General features: G+C 54.8%; 18 protein-coding genes and 3 pseudogenes. 14 read left to right on the top strand and 7 right to left on the bottom strand.

What is annotated here, in order from left to right:
• The first annotated feature begins 527 nt into the window (after nt 1–527).
• From ACQ86N_RS23785 to ACQ86N_RS23770, 4 genes are read left to right on the top strand one after another with little or no spacing between them, the layout of a single operon-like run.
• On the top strand, nt 528–1,274 hold the full coding sequence (locus tag ACQ86N_RS23785; RefSeq protein WP_431217281.1) for an ABC transporter permease: 747 nt from the start codon (nt 528–530) through the stop codon (nt 1,272–1,274).
• Nucleotides 1,223–1,660 (top strand): ABC transporter permease, encoded by a 438-nt coding sequence (locus ACQ86N_RS23780; RefSeq protein WP_431217280.1) that lies wholly within the window; start codon nt 1,223–1,225, stop codon nt 1,658–1,660. Before ACQ86N_RS23785 ends, ACQ86N_RS23780 begins: the two co-directional genes overlap by 52 nt.
• Nucleotides 1,605–2,474 carry a hypothetical protein gene (locus ACQ86N_RS23775; RefSeq protein ID WP_431217279.1) on the top strand — a complete coding sequence of 290 codons (870 nt, stop codon included), beginning with the start codon at nt 1,605–1,607 and terminating at the stop codon, nt 2,472–2,474. Before ACQ86N_RS23780 ends, ACQ86N_RS23775 begins: the two co-directional genes overlap by 56 nt.
• On the top strand, nt 2,422–2,976 hold the full coding sequence (locus tag ACQ86N_RS23770) for an ABC transporter permease (RefSeq protein ID WP_431217278.1): 555 nt from the start codon (nt 2,422–2,424) through the stop codon (nt 2,974–2,976). The genes ACQ86N_RS23775 and ACQ86N_RS23770 overlap by 53 nt, the downstream gene beginning before the upstream one ends.
• Here the strand turns inward: ACQ86N_RS23770 and ACQ86N_RS23765 are convergent.
• From ACQ86N_RS23765 to ACQ86N_RS23755, 3 genes are read right to left on the bottom strand one after another with little or no spacing between them, the layout of a single operon-like run.
• On the bottom strand, nt 2,963–3,670 hold the full coding sequence (locus tag ACQ86N_RS23765; RefSeq protein WP_431217277.1) for an MlaD family protein: 708 nt from the start codon (nt 3,668–3,670) through the stop codon (nt 2,963–2,965). The two genes, ACQ86N_RS23770 and ACQ86N_RS23765, sit on opposite strands and share 14 nt — an antisense overlap.
• A 27-nt stretch (nt 3,671–3,697) precedes the next feature.
• The gene (locus ACQ86N_RS23760; RefSeq protein ID WP_431217276.1) at nt 3,698–4,561 is read right to left on the bottom strand and encodes an ABC transporter ATP-binding protein; all 864 of its coding nucleotides are present in this window, start codon (nt 4,559–4,561) and stop codon (nt 3,698–3,700) included.
• Between the two features lie 2 nt (nt 4,562–4,563).
• Nucleotides 4,564–5,325 carry an MlaE family ABC transporter permease gene (locus ACQ86N_RS23755; RefSeq protein ID WP_431217275.1) on the bottom strand — a complete coding sequence of 254 codons (762 nt, stop codon included), beginning with the start codon at nt 5,323–5,325 and terminating at the stop codon, nt 4,564–4,566.
• 233 nt (nt 5,326–5,558) lie between these two features.
• Between ACQ86N_RS23755 and ACQ86N_RS23750 the strand changes: the two genes are divergently transcribed.
• The 10 genes and pseudogenes from ACQ86N_RS23750 to ACQ86N_RS23705 all read left to right on the top strand — a co-directional run bounded on the left by ACQ86N_RS23750 (nt 5,559) and on the right by ACQ86N_RS23705 (nt 12,035).
• Nucleotides 5,559–6,131 (top strand): response regulator, encoded by a 573-nt coding sequence (locus tag ACQ86N_RS23750; protein WP_431217274.1) that lies wholly within the window; start codon nt 5,559–5,561, stop codon nt 6,129–6,131.
• Nucleotides 6,088–7,029, top strand: a complete 942-nt coding sequence (locus ACQ86N_RS23745; RefSeq protein WP_431217273.1) for a sensor histidine kinase — start codon at nt 6,088–6,090, stop codon at nt 7,027–7,029. The genes ACQ86N_RS23750 and ACQ86N_RS23745 overlap by 44 nt, the downstream gene beginning before the upstream one ends.
• Before the next feature lie 17 nt (nt 7,030–7,046).
• Nucleotides 7,047–7,601: a CHASE3 domain-containing protein gene (locus ACQ86N_RS23740; RefSeq protein ID WP_431217272.1), complete on the top strand. Its 555-nt coding sequence runs from the start codon at nt 7,047–7,049 to the stop codon at nt 7,599–7,601.
• A gap of 72 nt (nt 7,602–7,673) precedes the next feature.
• A pseudogene (locus ACQ86N_RS23735) lies at nt 7,674–8,831 on the top strand (histidine kinase dimerization/phospho-acceptor domain-containing protein); the annotation flags it as partial.
• Between the two features lie 190 nt (nt 8,832–9,021).
• Nucleotides 9,022–9,180: pseudogene (locus ACQ86N_RS23730) on the top strand (ATP-binding protein); the annotation flags it as partial.
• Nucleotides 9,181–9,202: 22 nt separating this feature from the next.
• Nucleotides 9,203–9,286: pseudogene (locus ACQ86N_RS23725) on the top strand (hypothetical protein); the annotation flags it as partial.
• A 102-nt stretch (nt 9,287–9,388) separates the two neighbouring features.
• On the top strand, nt 9,389–10,672 hold the full coding sequence (locus tag ACQ86N_RS23720) for a response regulator (RefSeq protein WP_431217569.1): 1,284 nt from the start codon (nt 9,389–9,391) through the stop codon (nt 10,670–10,672).
• Nucleotides 10,647–11,225, top strand: a complete 579-nt coding sequence (locus tag ACQ86N_RS23715) for a CheR family methyltransferase (RefSeq protein WP_431217271.1) — start codon at nt 10,647–10,649, stop codon at nt 11,223–11,225. The genes ACQ86N_RS23720 and ACQ86N_RS23715 overlap by 26 nt, the downstream gene beginning before the upstream one ends.
• On the top strand, nt 11,222–11,476 hold the full coding sequence (locus ACQ86N_RS23710; RefSeq protein WP_431217270.1) for a CheR family methyltransferase: 255 nt from the start codon (nt 11,222–11,224) through the stop codon (nt 11,474–11,476). Before ACQ86N_RS23715 ends, ACQ86N_RS23710 begins: the two co-directional genes overlap by 4 nt.
• Nucleotides 11,463–12,035 (top strand): chemotaxis protein CheB, encoded by a 573-nt coding sequence (locus ACQ86N_RS23705; RefSeq protein ID WP_431217269.1) that lies wholly within the window; start codon nt 11,463–11,465, stop codon nt 12,033–12,035. Before ACQ86N_RS23710 ends, ACQ86N_RS23705 begins: the two co-directional genes overlap by 14 nt.
• On the opposite strand, the gene ACQ86N_RS23700 is transcribed toward ACQ86N_RS23705, so the two are convergent.
• The 4 genes from ACQ86N_RS23700 to ACQ86N_RS23685 all read right to left on the bottom strand — a co-directional run bounded on the left by ACQ86N_RS23700 (nt 12,026) and on the right by ACQ86N_RS23685 (nt 14,895).
• On the bottom strand, nt 12,026–13,249 hold the full coding sequence (locus tag ACQ86N_RS23700) for a DUF1624 domain-containing protein (protein ID WP_431217268.1): 1,224 nt from the start codon (nt 13,247–13,249) through the stop codon (nt 12,026–12,028). The two genes, ACQ86N_RS23705 and ACQ86N_RS23700, sit on opposite strands and share 10 nt — an antisense overlap.
• 173 nt (nt 13,250–13,422) lie before the next feature.
• The gene (locus ACQ86N_RS23695) at nt 13,423–13,797 is read right to left on the bottom strand and encodes a response regulator (RefSeq protein ID WP_431217267.1); all 375 of its coding nucleotides are present in this window, start codon (nt 13,795–13,797) and stop codon (nt 13,423–13,425) included.
• A gap of 230 nt (nt 13,798–14,027) precedes the next feature.
• On the bottom strand, nt 14,028–14,351 hold the full coding sequence (locus ACQ86N_RS23690) for a hypothetical protein (RefSeq protein WP_431217266.1): 324 nt from the start codon (nt 14,349–14,351) through the stop codon (nt 14,028–14,030).
• 10 nt (nt 14,352–14,361) lie between these two features.
• Nucleotides 14,362–14,895: a YceI family protein gene (locus tag ACQ86N_RS23685; protein WP_431217265.1), complete on the bottom strand. Its 534-nt coding sequence runs from the start codon at nt 14,893–14,895 to the stop codon at nt 14,362–14,364.
• Between the last annotated feature and the right edge of the window lie 3 nt (nt 14,896–14,898).

The raw sequence follows: 14,898 nt of genomic DNA, 5'->3' as shown, positions 1-14,898 counted from the left end.
GCCCCAGAAGTGCGAACCGCGGATAAGGGTTAATGCGGAGGGAGGAAAAAAAGAAGATTTATGCATTGAAATATTTAAATGTTTTGTATCTTTGTGTTCCATTAGGGCTCCGAAGCCCTTTTATAGGTAGGATATATTGAAAGATTTAAATGGATTAATTCAAAAAGACAGTATTATGAACTTGAACAACAATTGCTTAGCTCCGAATGGGGATCAGTTTTCCTCCCCATTGCTGGACGAAAGGACAAAAAGCTTCGGTCGCAATTTTGTGTACACTGTGTTGGCTTTTGCCACTCTTTGTGCCGTTTCCTATCTGGTCAACGCTTAAGTCGAAGGGGCTGCCCGGCAGCGGGATGGGTTCACGGCTGACGGCAGGTTTTTCTCCGCGGGGAGGCAAAAGCCGGACAGAAAGTGTATCGAAATTGAACACTATTTTTATAGTGTTTTTCTAAATGTTTGAATGCCAGCCGGATAGTCGGCTGGCATTTTTTTAGAGATTTGTGGTGACCGGCTAAAAATTCAACCACATGCTTTTCAACTACTTCAAGATTGCCTGGCGCAATATGATAAAGAGCAAGACCTTTTCTTTCATCAATATCTTCGGTCTTGCTGCGGGGCTTACCTGTTGTATGCTGATCTCGATATATCTTCTGCATGAGTTCAGCTATGACCGCAATCAGCCGGACGTGAAGAACCTCTACCAGATGGCGACGACTTTTATCATGAATCATAAGGAATTCAGGCTGGCGAATGTGCCTGCTCCAATGGGCGCGACGGTGAAGAAGGAGTTTCCGGAGGTGCGGCAGTATACGCGGCTGATGCAGCTGGCTACGTTCGAGGACAAGACGATGCTGCAGTACAGGGCGACGGGCGGTCGAGCGGTATCGTTCTATGAAAGCAAGGGATTTCTGGCCGATTCGTCTTTCTTCCGGATGTTCAACTTTCATTTTATAGAGGGAGACGCGGCCAGTTCGCTGGACGCGCCCAATACGATGGTCGTGAGCGAGACGATCGCACATAAATTGTTTGGGGCTGCCCCGGCGCTTGGTAAGATCGTCCATATCAGCAGTGGGACGGACGGCGACCGTGATCTTGTAGTAAAGGGTGTTTTCCGTCCGACGGGTGAACCGTCGCATATGGACGGTAACTTCTTTTTGAGTTTTGGAGGCGGGGGATGGAAGATTTTACGCGCAGGCAGGAGAACGATTTTGCGACCAACAATATGTTCACCGTCTATCTCCGGCTGGCGCCGGGTACCAAACCTGCTGCTGTAGAAGCAAAGTTCCCTGCATTCCTCGACAAGTATGCCGGGAAGACGATGAAGGAGATGGGATTCGAAAAGCGACAGTTCCTGATACCGGTGCGGGATATCCATCTGCGATCGGACGTGCCCGGTAATGTCACGGCTCCTGTCAGCAAATCCTATTTGTATATACTTGCTTCGATCGCGGTCTTTACGCTGTTGATCGCGTGTATCAATTTTATGAATCTGGCTACGGCGCGGAGCGCCAGGCGGTCGGCGGAGGTCGGCGTGCGTAAGGTGCTGGGGGCGGTGAAGGGATTGCTGATCGGGCAGTTCCTGGGCGAGTCCGTACTGATGAGCAGTGTCGCCTTTTTCTTGCCTGGGGCTTACGGTGCTGCTGCTGCCGATGTTCAGTGAGATCACGAACCGGTCGCTGACGCTGTCCTTGCCGGAGCATCTTCCGCTGCTGGTTGGATTTTTTGCGCTGGCTGTCCTTTCCGGATTGCTGGCGGGGATCTATCCGGCTTTTTATCTTTCCTCTTTTCAGCCCGCAAAGGTCCTGAAAGGGAAGTTCACCAATTCTCTGGCGGCTATTTCGCTGCGAAAGGGACTGGTCGTGTTCCAGTTCATCATATCTGTGACCCTTATCGTCAGTACGGTGGTGATCAACGACCAGATGCAGTATATGCGGAACAAGGACCTGGGCTTTAACAAGGAGGCGCAGATCGTCGTGCCGCTGCGTAGCGCGGAGGCCAAAAAGCTGTGCAGTGCGCTGGAGAACGAGTTCCGGAGAAATCCGCAGGTGATCAACGCCGGGGCCGGGGCCTATTATCCGGGGATCGTCAATCCGTCGGATAATCTGCTCTACAGGGACGGTCAGATGGCGCAGGACGCCCGGCGTACGAGGATGAACTATGTCGATTTCGACTATCTGCCGACGCTGGGTATGCAGGCGGTGGCGGGGCGGTTGTTCAGCAAGGATTTCCCGCTCGATACGACCCGCATCATTCTGAACGAAAGCGCGGTGAAGGCGATGGGATTCGCCTCGCCGGCCGATGCTGTCGGCAAGAAGGTACACAACGATTTCAAGGCGAATGCCTATACGGTGGAAGCTGGTGGGAGTGGTAAAGGATTTTCATTTCGAGGACCTGCACCTGCCGATAACGCCTTACGCGATAATGACGACCAGATTCCCGAGCAGCTATATCGTGGTACACGCCCGTGCGGGTGAGCCGGGTGCCCTGCTGAAGGCAATGGGAGCGGCCTGGCATCGTCTCGATCCGAACGAGCCGTTCGAATACTCCTTCCTTAGCGAGGATTTTCAGCGAAACTACGAGTCGGAGGAAAGGCTTTCCACGATGATCCGTTATTTTACGGTGATGGCTATTCTCATATCCTGTCTGGGGTTGTTTGGGCTGGCGAGCTTCAGCGCCGAGCAGCGGATCCGCGAGATCGGCATCCGGAAGGTGCTGGGGGCGAGTGTCTCGGGGATTGTGCTGCTGCTGTCAAAAGATTTTCTCAAGCTGGTGGGTGTGGCGATGCTGATCGCGTGTCCGGTAGCCTGGCTGGTCATGCACAAATGGCTGCAGGATTTTGCCTACCGGACGGAGATCAGCTGGATGGTGTTTTTCATAACTATCCTGTCTACGCTGGCCATCACCTTGTTTACGGTCAGCTGGCAGGCGGTCAGGGCGGGGCTGGCCAATCCGGTGGAGAGCCTCAAGGTTGATTAGCCTTTCTGATCGAGTCCTCTTTTCTCTTTTTTTCCTTCTTTCTGAAGAAGCCTCTCAGCAGGAAATTGTGCTGGGCGGCTTCCATATTTTCGTCCAGCTTGTGGCTGCTGCTCTTCAGGTTCTTCATCGTGCTGCTGATATTCGAGGAGAGTGTGGTGTCGTGGAGCAGCTTGCCCAGGGCGCCCTTGCCGCTGTTGATACGGGTAGAGATGTCCGCGAGGTTGCCGGTGATGATGGCGGCGTTGTCGGCGGAAGTCTTGAGGCTGGCCATGATGGCGTCCGTTTCGATGGGGACACTCGAGCGCAGGGAGTCGCCGTTCTGTACGACCGACTGGCCCGGCGTGCCCGCCGTGATGGTAACGACCTTGTCGCCCATCAGCCCTTCCGAGCCGATGCTGGCGCGGGCGTCCTTTTTGATGAACTTCTGTACTTTCTTTTGAATGATCATGTCTACCTGTACCGTGGTGTCTGTGACGAGGCTGATGGCGTCGACCGTCCCGACGTCGATGCCTCCGAGGCGAACGTTCGCGCCATTCTTCAGGCCGCTGACGGAGTTGAACAGGGCGTAGACGTGGAGGACGGAGCCGAACTTGTTCTTTTGCTGTCCGATATAGTAGATGGCGGCGACGATGATGATCAGCGCTCCGACGGAGAAGGCGCCCAGCTTCCATTTATAGTTCTTTTCTTTTGGCATGTCTTATCGTTTGTGGCCAGGGGCCGGTTAGTAAAAGAATGATTTGATCCATTCGTCTTCCGATCGTTCGAGTTCGTCATAGCTGCCCTCGGCGTATACCGCGCCGTCGCGCATCATGACGATGCGGTCTGCTGTGGCTTTTGCGCAGGGCATGTCGTGCGTGATCGTGACCGATGAGATCTTGTATTTGTGCTTCATCTTGCAGATGAGGTCGCTGATCTCGCGGGCGGTGCCGGTGTCGAGGCCGGTGGTGGGTTCGTCGTAGAGCATGATCTGCGGGCGGAGGATCAGCGTGCGGGCGAGACCGATGCGTTTGTTCTGCCCGCCGGAAAGTTTGGACGGCATCTGGTCGATGGAATCCGCGAGGCCTACGTTGTCGAGCATTTCCATGATCGTGGAATCGGTCTTTTCCCGGGTCATCGTTTTTTTGTGCTGGCGCAGGGGGAAGGCGAGGTTCTCGCGGACCGTCATGGAATCATAGAGGGCGGAGTTCTGAAAAAGGAAGCCGATGCGGAGGCGCAGGGCGTTGAGTTCGTCGTAGTTGAGCCGGGATATATCCTGGCCGAAGATCTCGATCGTGCCGGCGTCGGGTGTTTCGAGGGCGACCATGCATTTGATCAGGACGGATTTACCCGAACCGGATTTGCCGAGGATGACGAGGTTCTCTCCTTTGTATACGTACAAGTCCACGCCGCGCAGGACGTCGTGGTCTTTGAAGGATTTGTGCAGCCCTTTTATGATAATGACGGGTTCGCCTTTTCCGCTGGCGACCGGCTCCGGCTCGGTGGGCTGGAGGTTGGGGTCCGGCGTGGTCGCGGGAGGGGTCTCCTCCGGGGTAGGTTTCTCAGGAGCTGTTTCTTTCGGATCGATATCGTTGTTCTCTTCTTTCATATTTAACTGATAAGGTCTGTGATCTGTGCCGCGATCAGGTCGATGATGAAGACGGCCAGGGAGGAGGCGACTACGGCGGAGTTGGCGGCTATGCCGACGCTCTCTGTGCCCCGCCGGGCGTTGTAGCCTTTATAGCAGCCGATGATGCCGATGACCCAGCCAAAGAAGAATGTCTTTACGATGGCGGGGACGACGTCGATAAATTCAAGGTGGTGCATGGCTGCCACGAAGAAATGCCGCAGGGACGTCTTGTCGTGTATGTTCATCGCGATATATCCGCCGTAGAGTGCGATGATGTCTGCGTAGATGGCGAGCAGGGGCACCATCAGCGTTGTGGCGAGGGTACGGGTGACCACGAGATAGCGGTAGGGGTTGATGGCGGAGACCTCCATGGCGTCGATCTGTTCGGTAACGCGCATGGAGCCGAGTTCGGCGCCCATCCTGGAGCCGATCTTGCCGGCGCATATGATGGCTGTTATGACGGGCCCTATCTCGCGGATGACGGAGACCGAAACCATGCCGGGGATCAGCGAGATGGCGCCGAACTCCGCCATCGATGGTCTGGTCTGGATGGCCAGGACCGCGCCCATGATAAAGCCCGTCAGTCCGATGAGGAAGGTAGATTTATAGCCTACGAGATAGCACTGATAAAGGATCTCGCGGAACTCATAGGGTGGCCTGAACACTTCCCTGAAGAAGCGCGCCATGAACGCCACCATATCGCCGGCGTTGTAGAAGAAGGTTTTATTGAGAGAAGACTGCATAACGGGACAAGTTCAATTATCAATCCAGATCATCGCCGCGTGTTATTTTCGATCATTTGTAGCCGGTTGGCCGGTCGGCTGAGGGCCGGAAAGCCGCTATGGCTGCGGAATTTGCCTGATCGCGTAGTTGGCGCGGGAATCTGGCATGGCCCTGGGGCTGTTAAAAATCGTAGAAATATATCCACAGTACTATCTAAATTCTGAATTGTTTATCGCTTACATTTGACCATTGTATGATACTGATCGTGGATGACAAGCCCGAGAATATCTTTTCGCTCAAAACCATACTGGAATTACATTCGTTTCCCACTGACACGGCATTGAGCGGCGAGGAGGCTCTGAAAAAGATCCTCCGGAATTCCTATGCGCTGATCATTCTGGACGTGCAGATGCCGGGCATGGATGGTTTCGAGGTGGCGGAAGCAATCAGCGGCTACAGCAAGGCGCGGGATATTCCTATCATATTCCTTTCGGCGGCCAGCACCGACAAGAAGTTTATCACGAAGGGGTATAGTTCGGGGGCGATGGATTATATCACCAAGCCGATCGATCCGGATATTCTTTTGCTGAAGGTGAAGACCTTTTACCGGCTGTACGAGCAGAACAGGGAGCTGGTCCGTATACAGGCCAGCCTGCGGTCGGAGATCGAGTTCCGGAAGAAGGTAGAGGGTGAACTGCAGGAGAGGGCAGGCGAACTGCATTCCATACTGGAGTCCATACCCCAGATCGCGTTTACTACGCGGGCCGACGGCAGGATCGAATTTGTCAACGAGCAAGTGGCTGAAATACGCGCCTTCGAAGGCTGAATTTCCGTTGACGCATCCGGACGATCCCGATCTTTCGCGGCAATGGGGAGAAAACGGTGAGTTCAGGAAAAGCGCTCGAGATGGAGATTCGCGTGCGAAGGATAGACGCGGAGGAATACCGTTATCATTTGTTGCGGGTGATCCCTGTCAGGGAAGGGGGCTGATCACCAAATGGGTAGGGACGTTTACGGATATCGAGGACCAGAAGCAGGCGGTTCGCAAGAAGGACGAGTTCATCAGCATTGCCAGTCACGAGCTGAAGACGCCGCTGACGACGATAAAGGCCTATGTGCAGCTGCTCGACCGGGAGATCGAAGACCCGGACCCGAACAAACTGTATGTCACGAGGGCGCTGCTGCAGGTGAAGAAACTGGACGACCTGATCGTGGACCTGCTGGACCTTTCGAAGATCGAGAGCGGGAAGCTGAAGTTCAACAAGAAGCTGTTTCGGGTGGACGCGATGTTGTCCAATGCGATCGATATGATCCGTCAGACCTATCCCGACTACCAGATCGTCCGGCACGGAGAGGCCGGAATCGAACTTTACGGGGACGAGATGCGGATCGAGCAGGTCGTCATCAACTATCTCACGAACGCGGTAAAGTATTCGCCCGACAACAAGGAGATACACGTCGACGCCTATATCGATGACGACGATCGGTTGTACGTCAGGGTGAGGGATTTCGGCATCGGTATCCGGAAGGACCACCAGTCCAATATTTTCAGCAAGTTCTACCGGGTGGAAGAATCGGCCAACCGATTCCAGGGCCTGGGTATCGGGCTTTATATCTGCGCCGAGATCATCCGGCGTCACGAGGGAGAATACGGCGTCGAGAGCGAGCCGGGCGAAGGGTCGACCTTCTTCTTCTCGGTGCCGGTACTTTATCACACCAATTAAAAATACAGGACCCCGCCATGATCAGAGTAGCTCGGCCCGCATTATTGCGCAATCTGCAGATCGGGTTTGGACTTTCGCTTCTTATTCTCATCGTTACCTCCATTGCTTCCTGGAGCAGTATCCGAAACCTGATGGACAGCAGCAGGCTGGTGGATCACACCGACTCCGTGATCAACGAGCTGAACGTGACCCTTGCGACGCTGACGGATGCGGAAACGGGTCAGCGGGGGTATTTGCTGACGGCGGATACGGCTTTTCTTCGTCCTTATGTCGGGGCGAATGACCGGGCTGTGGCCATAATCGACAAGATACAGACGATGACGATGGACAACCCGGTGCAGCAGTCGAATCTCAGGGAGCTCAGGGATGTGGTGGCGCACCGGCTGAATCTGCTGCAGGAGATCATCACGCAAAAGCAGAACGACAATATTTTCAGTCTGGAGGATGTCCGGAAGGGGCGCGGTTATATGGACCAGGCCAGAGCGGTCATTCTGCGCATGCAGGGGAGGAGCACCGGCTGCTGGAGACGAGGCTCGAAAAGGTGCGGCGGTTCTCCGTATTTACCCCGATGATGATCGTTGTCGCGGCGCTGCTGGCAATACTGATCACCATCTTTTTTTATTCCCGTATACACAGAGACTATTATGAGCGGAGTGAGCTGTATTCGGAAGCTGCAGAAAAAGGACGAGGATATTTCGCGGCGTATCGAAATCATCGGCGGCATCGCGGAGGCTATATCGGAAGGGAAATACCAGACGAGGGTAGCCGAGGATCAGAGGGGTGCGCTGGGGACGCTTGCCGGCTCGCTGAACAAGATGGCTTCGACGCTGGAATATTCCTTTGGGCTTTTGTCGGATAAGGAGTGGCTGCAGACGGGTATTGCCCGGCTCAATGAGGAGATGGTCGGCGAAACCGATATGCACAGTCTCGTGTCGAACGTCATCGCGTTTATAACGGAGTATAGCCGGAGCAGTACGGGAGCGTTCTATGTGCAGGATCCGGTGACGCGCGTACTGACCATGCAGGGGCGCTATGCGCTGGGCAGCGGGATCCGGAAGGAAGTGAAACCAGGGGAAGGGCTGGTGGGGCAGGTAGCGGCCAGTGGAAAGTCCACGCTGCTGAAGGATGTTTCGTCCGGGGACTGGGTGCTTAATCTGACCAGCGGGGATATCCGGCCCAGGACGATCATTGCCTTTCCTTTTTTTACGAGCGCAAGCTCCGGGGAGTTATCGAGCTGGGTTCGCTGGAATATTATACGGAGCGGGACCAGGGAATTCTTCAGGGCTGTCGCCGATAATATCGGTGCGGCCATTCATAGCATAGAGTCGAGGCTGCGGCTGCAGGAGCTGCTGGAGGAAACGCAGGCGCAGGCGGAGGAGCTGCAGTCGCAGCACAGCGAGCTGGAGAGCGTCAATCTCGAGCTGGAAGTGCAGTCGGAAAAGCTGCAGGTCTCGGAAGAGGAGCTGAAGGTACAGCAGGAAGAGTTGATGCAGACCAATCAGGAGCTGGAAGAGCGCAGCCGGTCGCTGGAAGAGAAGAATCAGCTGGTGCTGATGCGGAATCTCGATATTCAGAAAAAGGCCGAAGAGCTGGCGCTCAGCACGAAGTACAAGTCCGATTTTCTGGCCAATATGTCGCACGAGCTGCGGACGCCATTAAACTCCATTCTGTTGCTGTCGAGGTTGCTGGTGGAGAATGGCCCGCAGAATCTTTCCGGCGACCAGATCGAATATGCCCGGGTCATCCAGAACTCCGGGCAGGGGTTGTTGCAGCTGATCGATGAGATACTCGACCTGTCAAGGATAGAATCGGGTAAGCTGCCGCTGGAGCACGCCATCGTGCCGGTCGCCGTCGTACTGGAAGAGATGCGGCAGCTGTTCGGGCCAATCGCGAAGGACAAGGGGTTTGGAGCTGCATATCGTCACCGAAGAAGGGACGCCGGCGCAGCTGGAGACGGACAGGCTTCGCCTGGAGCAGATAATAAAGAACCTGATGGCCAATGCCTTCAAGTTCACCCAGCGCGGGTTTGTGACGCTGCGGGTCGCGCCTTCTCCCGACCAGCCCAACTTTATCAAATTCTCCGTGCGGGATTCCGGCATCGGTATTCCGGAGGAAAAACACAAGTTGATATTCGAGGCTTTCCAGCAGGCGGACGGGTCTACCCGCCGCAAGTATGGGGGGACGGGCACTGGGTCTTTCGATCTGCCGCGAGCTGTGCAAGCTGCTGGGTGGCGAGATCGGTGTGGAAAGCGATCCGGGGGAAGGGGCCGAGTTTACCGTCAGCCTGCCTTTGTTCCCGATGGAACCGGCGCAGGGAAAGGCTGTCGCCGAACCGTCTCTCCCGTCGGCTGCTTTCCCGATGGAACCGGGTTCGCTGTTCACGCTATCGGATGTGCCGGAGGAAATTCCCGACGACCGAAATTATCTGCAGCCCGACGACAAGGTGCTCCTGATCGTCGAAGACGATACACTGTTCGCGCAGTCTTTGCTGGATTTCACCCGGAAGAAAGGGTACAAGGGGATCGTGGCGGTCAGCGGGGATGCGGGCATCCAGATGGCGCGCCGTTACCGGCCGATGGGCATTCTGCTCGATATTCAGTTACCGGTGAAAAATGGCTGGGAGGTAATGGACGAACTGAAGCGGAACCCGCAGACGAGGGGAATCCCTGTCCATATCATGTCGTCCTATGAAGTGAGGAATGAGAGCCTGATGAAGGGGGCTGTGGATTTTATGTCCAAACAGGCGTTGTTCGGGAATATGGAAGAAGCATTCGGAAAGATCGACTACTGGCTGAATCGCAATGCAAGAAAGGTCCTGATCGTGGAGGACAATATCCGGCATGCGCAGGCGCTGGCCTGGTTCCTGAGCAGTCATCATCTGAATATGGAGATTGCGGCGACCATCCAGGAGAGCATCGGCATGCTGGGGAAGGAGTCTGTGCATGGGGTGATTCTTAGCAGGGCGTTAGGGAAGGAAGAGCTGGACGGGCTGGAGGTGATCAGGAAGGATCAGTCGCTGGAGAACGTGCCGATCATCGTTTTTACCGGAATGAATATATCGAAGGGGGAAGAGGCGAGGCTGCGGAAGTTTGCGGACAGTATCGTCGTGAAGACGGCGCATTCTTACCAGCGGGTGCTCGATGAAGTGTCGTTGTTCCTGCATGTGGTGAGCGAGAACCGGGGGGAAAGGGGAGGGCAACGGCTATGGCAGGCTCGGCGGGCTGGAAGAGGTGCTGAAGGACAAGATCGTGCTGGTGGCCGACGACGACGTAAGGAATATCTTTTCGCTGACAAAGGCGCTGGAGCAGCACAAGATGAAGGTGTTATCCGCGATGGACGGGAAGGAGGCGCTGGACACGGCGGAGAAGGGGCTGCCGGATATCGTCCTGATGGACATGATGATGCCGGAGATGGATGGGTTCGAGGCGATCAGCAGGATGCGGAGGAATCCGAAGCTGAAGCACCTTCCCATTATTGCGGTTACGGCCAAGGCGATGACGGGGGACCGGGAAAAGTGCATACAGGCTGGGGCTTCGGACTATATTTCGAAGCCGGTGGACATAGATCAGCTGCTATCTTTGTTACGGATATGGCTTTACGAGAAGTAAATTTGCGGAATGGAGTTCAACCCCATACAATATGAGGAGCTTGAGTTGTTGCTGGCTGACATCTACAAGCAGTATGGCTATGATTTCAGCGAGTATTCCAAAGCCAGTCTCCAGCGGCGGATACAGCGGCTATTCACGCTGGACAAATTCCCGAGTTTTGCAGAATTTCGGTATCGGCTGCAGGCTGATCCGCAGTATTTCCGGCGGTTTGTAGAGGAGATAACGGTGAATGTAACAGAAATGCTGCGCGATCCGTCTTTTTACCGTACCCTGCGTACGAGCATCCTGCCGGTGCTGGCGACCTATCCTTTTATCCGGATCTGGCATGCGGGGTGTGCAACGGGGGAGGAGGTGTATTCGATGGCGATCCTGCTGAAGGAGGCCGGGTTACTGCACAAGTCTTTGTTGTACGGGACGGATATCAATCCACTGGTCATCGAGAAGGCGCGGAAGGGGATATTCCCGGTGAGCCAGATGCAAAAATATTCCGAGAACTATATTCAGTCGGGAGGGGTAAAGGATTTTTCGGCCTATTATACGGCCAACTATCATTTGGCCAAGTTCGACAGTTCGCTAGGGGGAGGATGATCTTTTCGACGCACAATCTGGTATCGGATTTTTCCTTCAATGAGTTTCAATTGATCCTTTGCAGGAACGTGCTGATCTATTTCGAACGGGATCTGCAGTCAAAAGTTTTTCAGCTGTTCGACTACAGTCTGGAGAAATTTGGTTTTCTGGCGCTGGGATCGAAAGAATCGTTGCGGTTCTCACCGATTGCCGGCCGGTACAAGCAGGTCGGCAAAGAAAAAATATGGAGGAAGACGCATGAAGCAGGATAAGCTATTGCTCATCGGAGGGTCGGCGGGGAGTCTCCAGGTAATGCTCGCGGTGCTGACTGCGGTAGGGAATGATTTTCCCATACCGGTGCTGGTGATCCTGCATCGTAACAGCTCTTTCGACTCGGCGCTGGAGGAGCTTTTCTTTTCGAAAACGGCGATGGTGACGAAGGAAGTGGAAGAGAAAGAGAGGCCCGTGGCGGGGACGGTGTATCTCTGTCCGCCCGACTATCATGTCCTGATAGAGGAAGACCATAGCTTTTCTCTCGACTATTCCGAGCGGGTACATTTCAGCAGGCCGAGTATCGATGTTAGCCTGAAGTCCGCGGCCGATGTTTATGGGGCGGGGACGATCGCAGTGCTGCTATCGGGCGGGAATGCCGATGGGGCCGAGGGGCTGGCCTATGTAAAAGAACGGGGAGGAGTGACCGTGGTACAGGATCCCAGGACGGCCGATGTACCTTATATGCCGCAGCACGCAATTTCAACCACGCAGCCGGACCATATTCTTCCGGCTGACGAGATCTCCATTTTTATACGAGGCCTGGCTTCCTACAGGTAGCTGAGCCATTTTTGTTGGGCTATATGGCTGCGTTTGTATCCGTCGAACCATTTGCAGAGCGGGTACAGGAAGATGATCGTGCCCATCCACACGAGATATACGACGGGCAGGCCGAAGCCATAGCCCTTTAGTTTTGCATTGGCTGTTACCCAGGTGGTAAGGTTGACCATATCGGAGGCGGGATGTCCGGACAGGACGGCGGCGATGACGGCGATACCATGCAGTAAAAAGATATGGATGAGATAATAGAACATGGGTACCCGTCCGAACACCGCGAGTTTGCCGGTGAGCTTGTTCAGCGGCTTTTCCGTGTAGGCCAGAAACAGGAAGGCGGGCCCGATGGTCATGCAGATATAGAGCAGGGAGGGCGGGTATTTGGTGGTGTTGAGGAAGGACAGGAAGGTAAAGAATCCGTTGTGCTGCGCGGACCAGGGCTGGGGGTCGCCGTAGAGGTTGGTGGCGCGGAGGAGGATGAAGAATCCGATGGTCAGCCAGCCGAGATTGCGTAGCGATCTGTGGCGGCGTGCGGGGTCCTGGCTGGGGGCGTATAGATCACCGAGATAGTAGCCGAGGGTGATGAGGCCGATCCATGGCAGGATGGGGTAGCCGACGAAGATGAGGACGGGGCCGAAGAAGAAGGGGCGTTGTTCGTGGAGGAAGGCCCAGAAGAAGGCGGCGCCGCCGTCGCCGGCGACGTGGATCTTGTCGAGTGCGTTGTGTCCTGCTATCAGGATCAGGGCGATGGCGAGGAGCAGTTTGCGGTTGAGTCCGATAAGGGCGGAGAGGACGATCATGCTGACGCCGAAGGCCCAGATGACCTGGAGTATATAGGTAGTGCCGTGCAGGTTGAAGGTCCAGCCGACGCTGACGATGAAGAGTTCGGCGAATATGAGCCAGAGGCCGCGGGTGAGGAGAAAGAAGGCGAGGGGCTTCTTACCTTCCCTGAGGCCGTAGAGGTGGGCGGATATACCCGAGAGGAGCATGAAGATGGGGGCGCAGTAGTGGGTGATCCAGCGGGTGAAGAAGATGATGCCGGTGGTCTTTGTGAGGTCGAGGGGGTCGTTGATATAGGCGTTGCCGTGAAAATAGTCTCGGGCGTGGTCGAGGGCCATGATGATCATGACGGTGCCGCGGAGCAGGTCGATGGATTCGATCCGGCGGGTTTTGACTTTGGTTGCGGTCAATGGTGCAGTATAGGTGGCAGTGCTGGCCATGGCGGACGAGTTTTAGGTGTTTACGTCCGTAAAGTTGGGAATTTTATTCGAAAAAATCGTCGATCGACTGAATTTTATTCAGTTCGGTGGTGGTTTTTTCCGTTCGGTGCGCCAGAGTTGCCGAACGGGGCCTGCGCGGGGATCGGTACGCGGGGCGTTGATTTTTGGGATGATTATGCGCTAACTTTTTGATTGATAGCCATTTGAACGATTGCCTCGAGTTCGGTGATGTCGAATGGTTTCTGGAGGAAGAAGTCTGCCTGGGCTTCGCGGGCGAGTTGGGTGACGTTGCTGTTCGCGCTGAAGAAGATGACGGGTATGTCGTGGGTTTCGGGCGCGAGTTTGAGCATACGGGTAGCTTCGATGCCGCCGGGACCGGGGATCCAGTTGTCCATGAGGATAACGTCGGGGTGGTAGGATCTGACCTGTTCGATCACCTGGCTGGACGTGTTGAGGGTTGAAACGTCAAAGCCTTTTTTCTTCAGGACTATCGAGCAGATCTGAAGAATATCCGGGTCATCGTCGAGTATCAAAACTCTTTTATTCATTGTGATGGGTTATTACAAATATCCTCTTAAAATTCTATGCCACAAATTAAAATACGGGCAAAGGATGAGGAAAAGGCGGGCAACGGATGACGAAATATGATCACGGCCCGGAGTTTGGGTCCGGAGCCGTGTGTTGGTGATTGCCAGTTGGGGACAAATGCCTTGCTATTTCTTTATAAATAATGGTTTCAGTGTAAACCATGCCAGTGCCGGGAAGAAGTGCATGGGGATTACCATGCCCGGAAGAGTTCGGGAGCCTCGAGGTCCAGCGGAAGCTTGACAGCGAAGGGCGCCAGCAGGGTTGCGAAGCTGATGATGGAGAAGAGGAGGTTGAAAACGATCTCTCCTTTTTCCCTCAGGAGCCGGTCCAGCAGGAAGAAGCCGATGGCTGCAAGTACTCCGCCGAACAGGCTGGATGCGATGATCCGGACGGTGGGGGCCACTTTCGAAAAGTCGGCGCCCAGCGATGAATGGTAGACCCGGGCGTATACGACGCCGGCTATTCCTGCCAGCAGACCGGAGATAATCCCGAGTAGTAGTGCTTTTTTAAACATAACGGTTCTATTATTTGGTCACGGGTACAGAGACGTCCAGTTTTATTTGTTCGCCTACGTCGCCTCCGGGTTTGCCAACTTTGAAATCGCTTCTGTTGACCGTAAAGGTGGCGGTGAATGTGCCACCGCCGGCGGCCTCTTTGAAGGTGAAGGGGATCGTGGTTGATTTTTTAACGCCGTGGATATCGAGGTCGCCCGTTACCTGAAAGGTGGCGCCCGTTTTAACGACCTTTTGAGAAGTGAAATGGATTTGTGGATATTTTGCCACATCGAACCATTCGTCACTTTTGGCGTGCTTGTTCTGCAGGCCGTTGCCGGTGTTGATCGTCGCAACGTCGATGGTCACGTCAAATTTCGAGGCTGCGGGATTCTGTTCGTCAAAAGCGATATTCCCTTTGAATCCTTTGAAGATGCCGGACGCGTCGTCACTTGAGAAGGCGATCGAATAACCTTCGGCGATCTGCCAGTTAGGGACCGTGACGAAGGTGAAAGCGCTGCCGGCCAGGATCAGCACGGCAGCGATGGGATATATTAGTTTGTTCATATA

Source organism: Puia sp. P3 (genome assembly GCF_050632245.1).
Lineage (GTDB): Bacteria > Bacteroidota > Bacteroidia > Chitinophagales > Chitinophagaceae > Puia.
The sequence above is the reverse complement of the archived record's forward strand: the minus strand, read 5'-3'. Positions and strand labels throughout refer to the sequence as shown.

Excerpts from the sequence above, each read along its gene's own strand:
- ACQ86N_RS23700 (WP_431217268.1), bottom strand. The coding sequence starts at position 13,249 with ATGGCCAGCACTGCCACCTATACTGCACCATTGACCGCAACCAAAGTC.
- ACQ86N_RS23715 (WP_431217271.1), top strand. The coding sequence starts at position 10,647 with ATGGAGTTCAACCCCATACAATATGAGGAGCTTGAGTTGTTGCTGGCT.
- ACQ86N_RS23785 (WP_431217281.1), top strand. The coding sequence starts at position 528 with ATGCTTTTCAACTACTTCAAGATTGCCTGGCGCAATATGATAAAGAGC.
- ACQ86N_RS23705 (WP_431217269.1), top strand. The coding sequence starts at position 11,463 with ATGAAGCAGGATAAGCTATTGCTCATCGGAGGGTCGGCGGGGAGTCTC.
- ACQ86N_RS23695 (WP_431217267.1), bottom strand. The coding sequence starts at position 13,797 with ATGAATAAAAGAGTTTTGATACTCGACGATGACCCGGATATTCTTCAG.
- ACQ86N_RS23750 (WP_431217274.1), top strand. The coding sequence starts at position 5,559 with ATGATACTGATCGTGGATGACAAGCCCGAGAATATCTTTTCGCTCAAA.
- ACQ86N_RS23770 (WP_431217278.1), top strand. The coding sequence starts at position 2,422 with ATGACGACCAGATTCCCGAGCAGCTATATCGTGGTACACGCCCGTGCG.
- ACQ86N_RS23760 (WP_431217276.1), bottom strand. The coding sequence starts at position 4,561 with ATGAAAGAAGAGAACAACGATATCGATCCGAAAGAAACAGCTCCTGAG.
- ACQ86N_RS23765 (WP_431217277.1), bottom strand. The coding sequence starts at position 3,670 with ATGCCAAAAGAAAAGAACTATAAATGGAAGCTGGGCGCCTTCTCCGTC.
- ACQ86N_RS23755 (WP_431217275.1), bottom strand. The coding sequence starts at position 5,325 with ATGCAGTCTTCTCTCAATAAAACCTTCTTCTACAACGCCGGCGATATG.
- ACQ86N_RS23685 (WP_431217265.1), bottom strand. The coding sequence starts at position 14,895 with ATGAACAAACTAATATATCCCATCGCTGCCGTGCTGATCCTGGCCGGC.
- ACQ86N_RS23740 (WP_431217272.1), top strand. The coding sequence starts at position 7,047 with ATGATCAGAGTAGCTCGGCCCGCATTATTGCGCAATCTGCAGATCGGG.
- ACQ86N_RS23780 (WP_431217280.1), top strand. The coding sequence starts at position 1,223 with ATGTTCACCGTCTATCTCCGGCTGGCGCCGGGTACCAAACCTGCTGCT.
- ACQ86N_RS23690 (WP_431217266.1), bottom strand. The coding sequence starts at position 14,351 with ATGTTTAAAAAAGCACTACTACTCGGGATTATCTCCGGTCTGCTGGCA.
- ACQ86N_RS23720 (WP_431217569.1), top strand. The coding sequence starts at position 9,389 with ATGGAACCGGGTTCGCTGTTCACGCTATCGGATGTGCCGGAGGAAATT.
- ACQ86N_RS23710 (WP_431217270.1), top strand. The coding sequence starts at position 11,222 with ATGATCTTTTCGACGCACAATCTGGTATCGGATTTTTCCTTCAATGAG.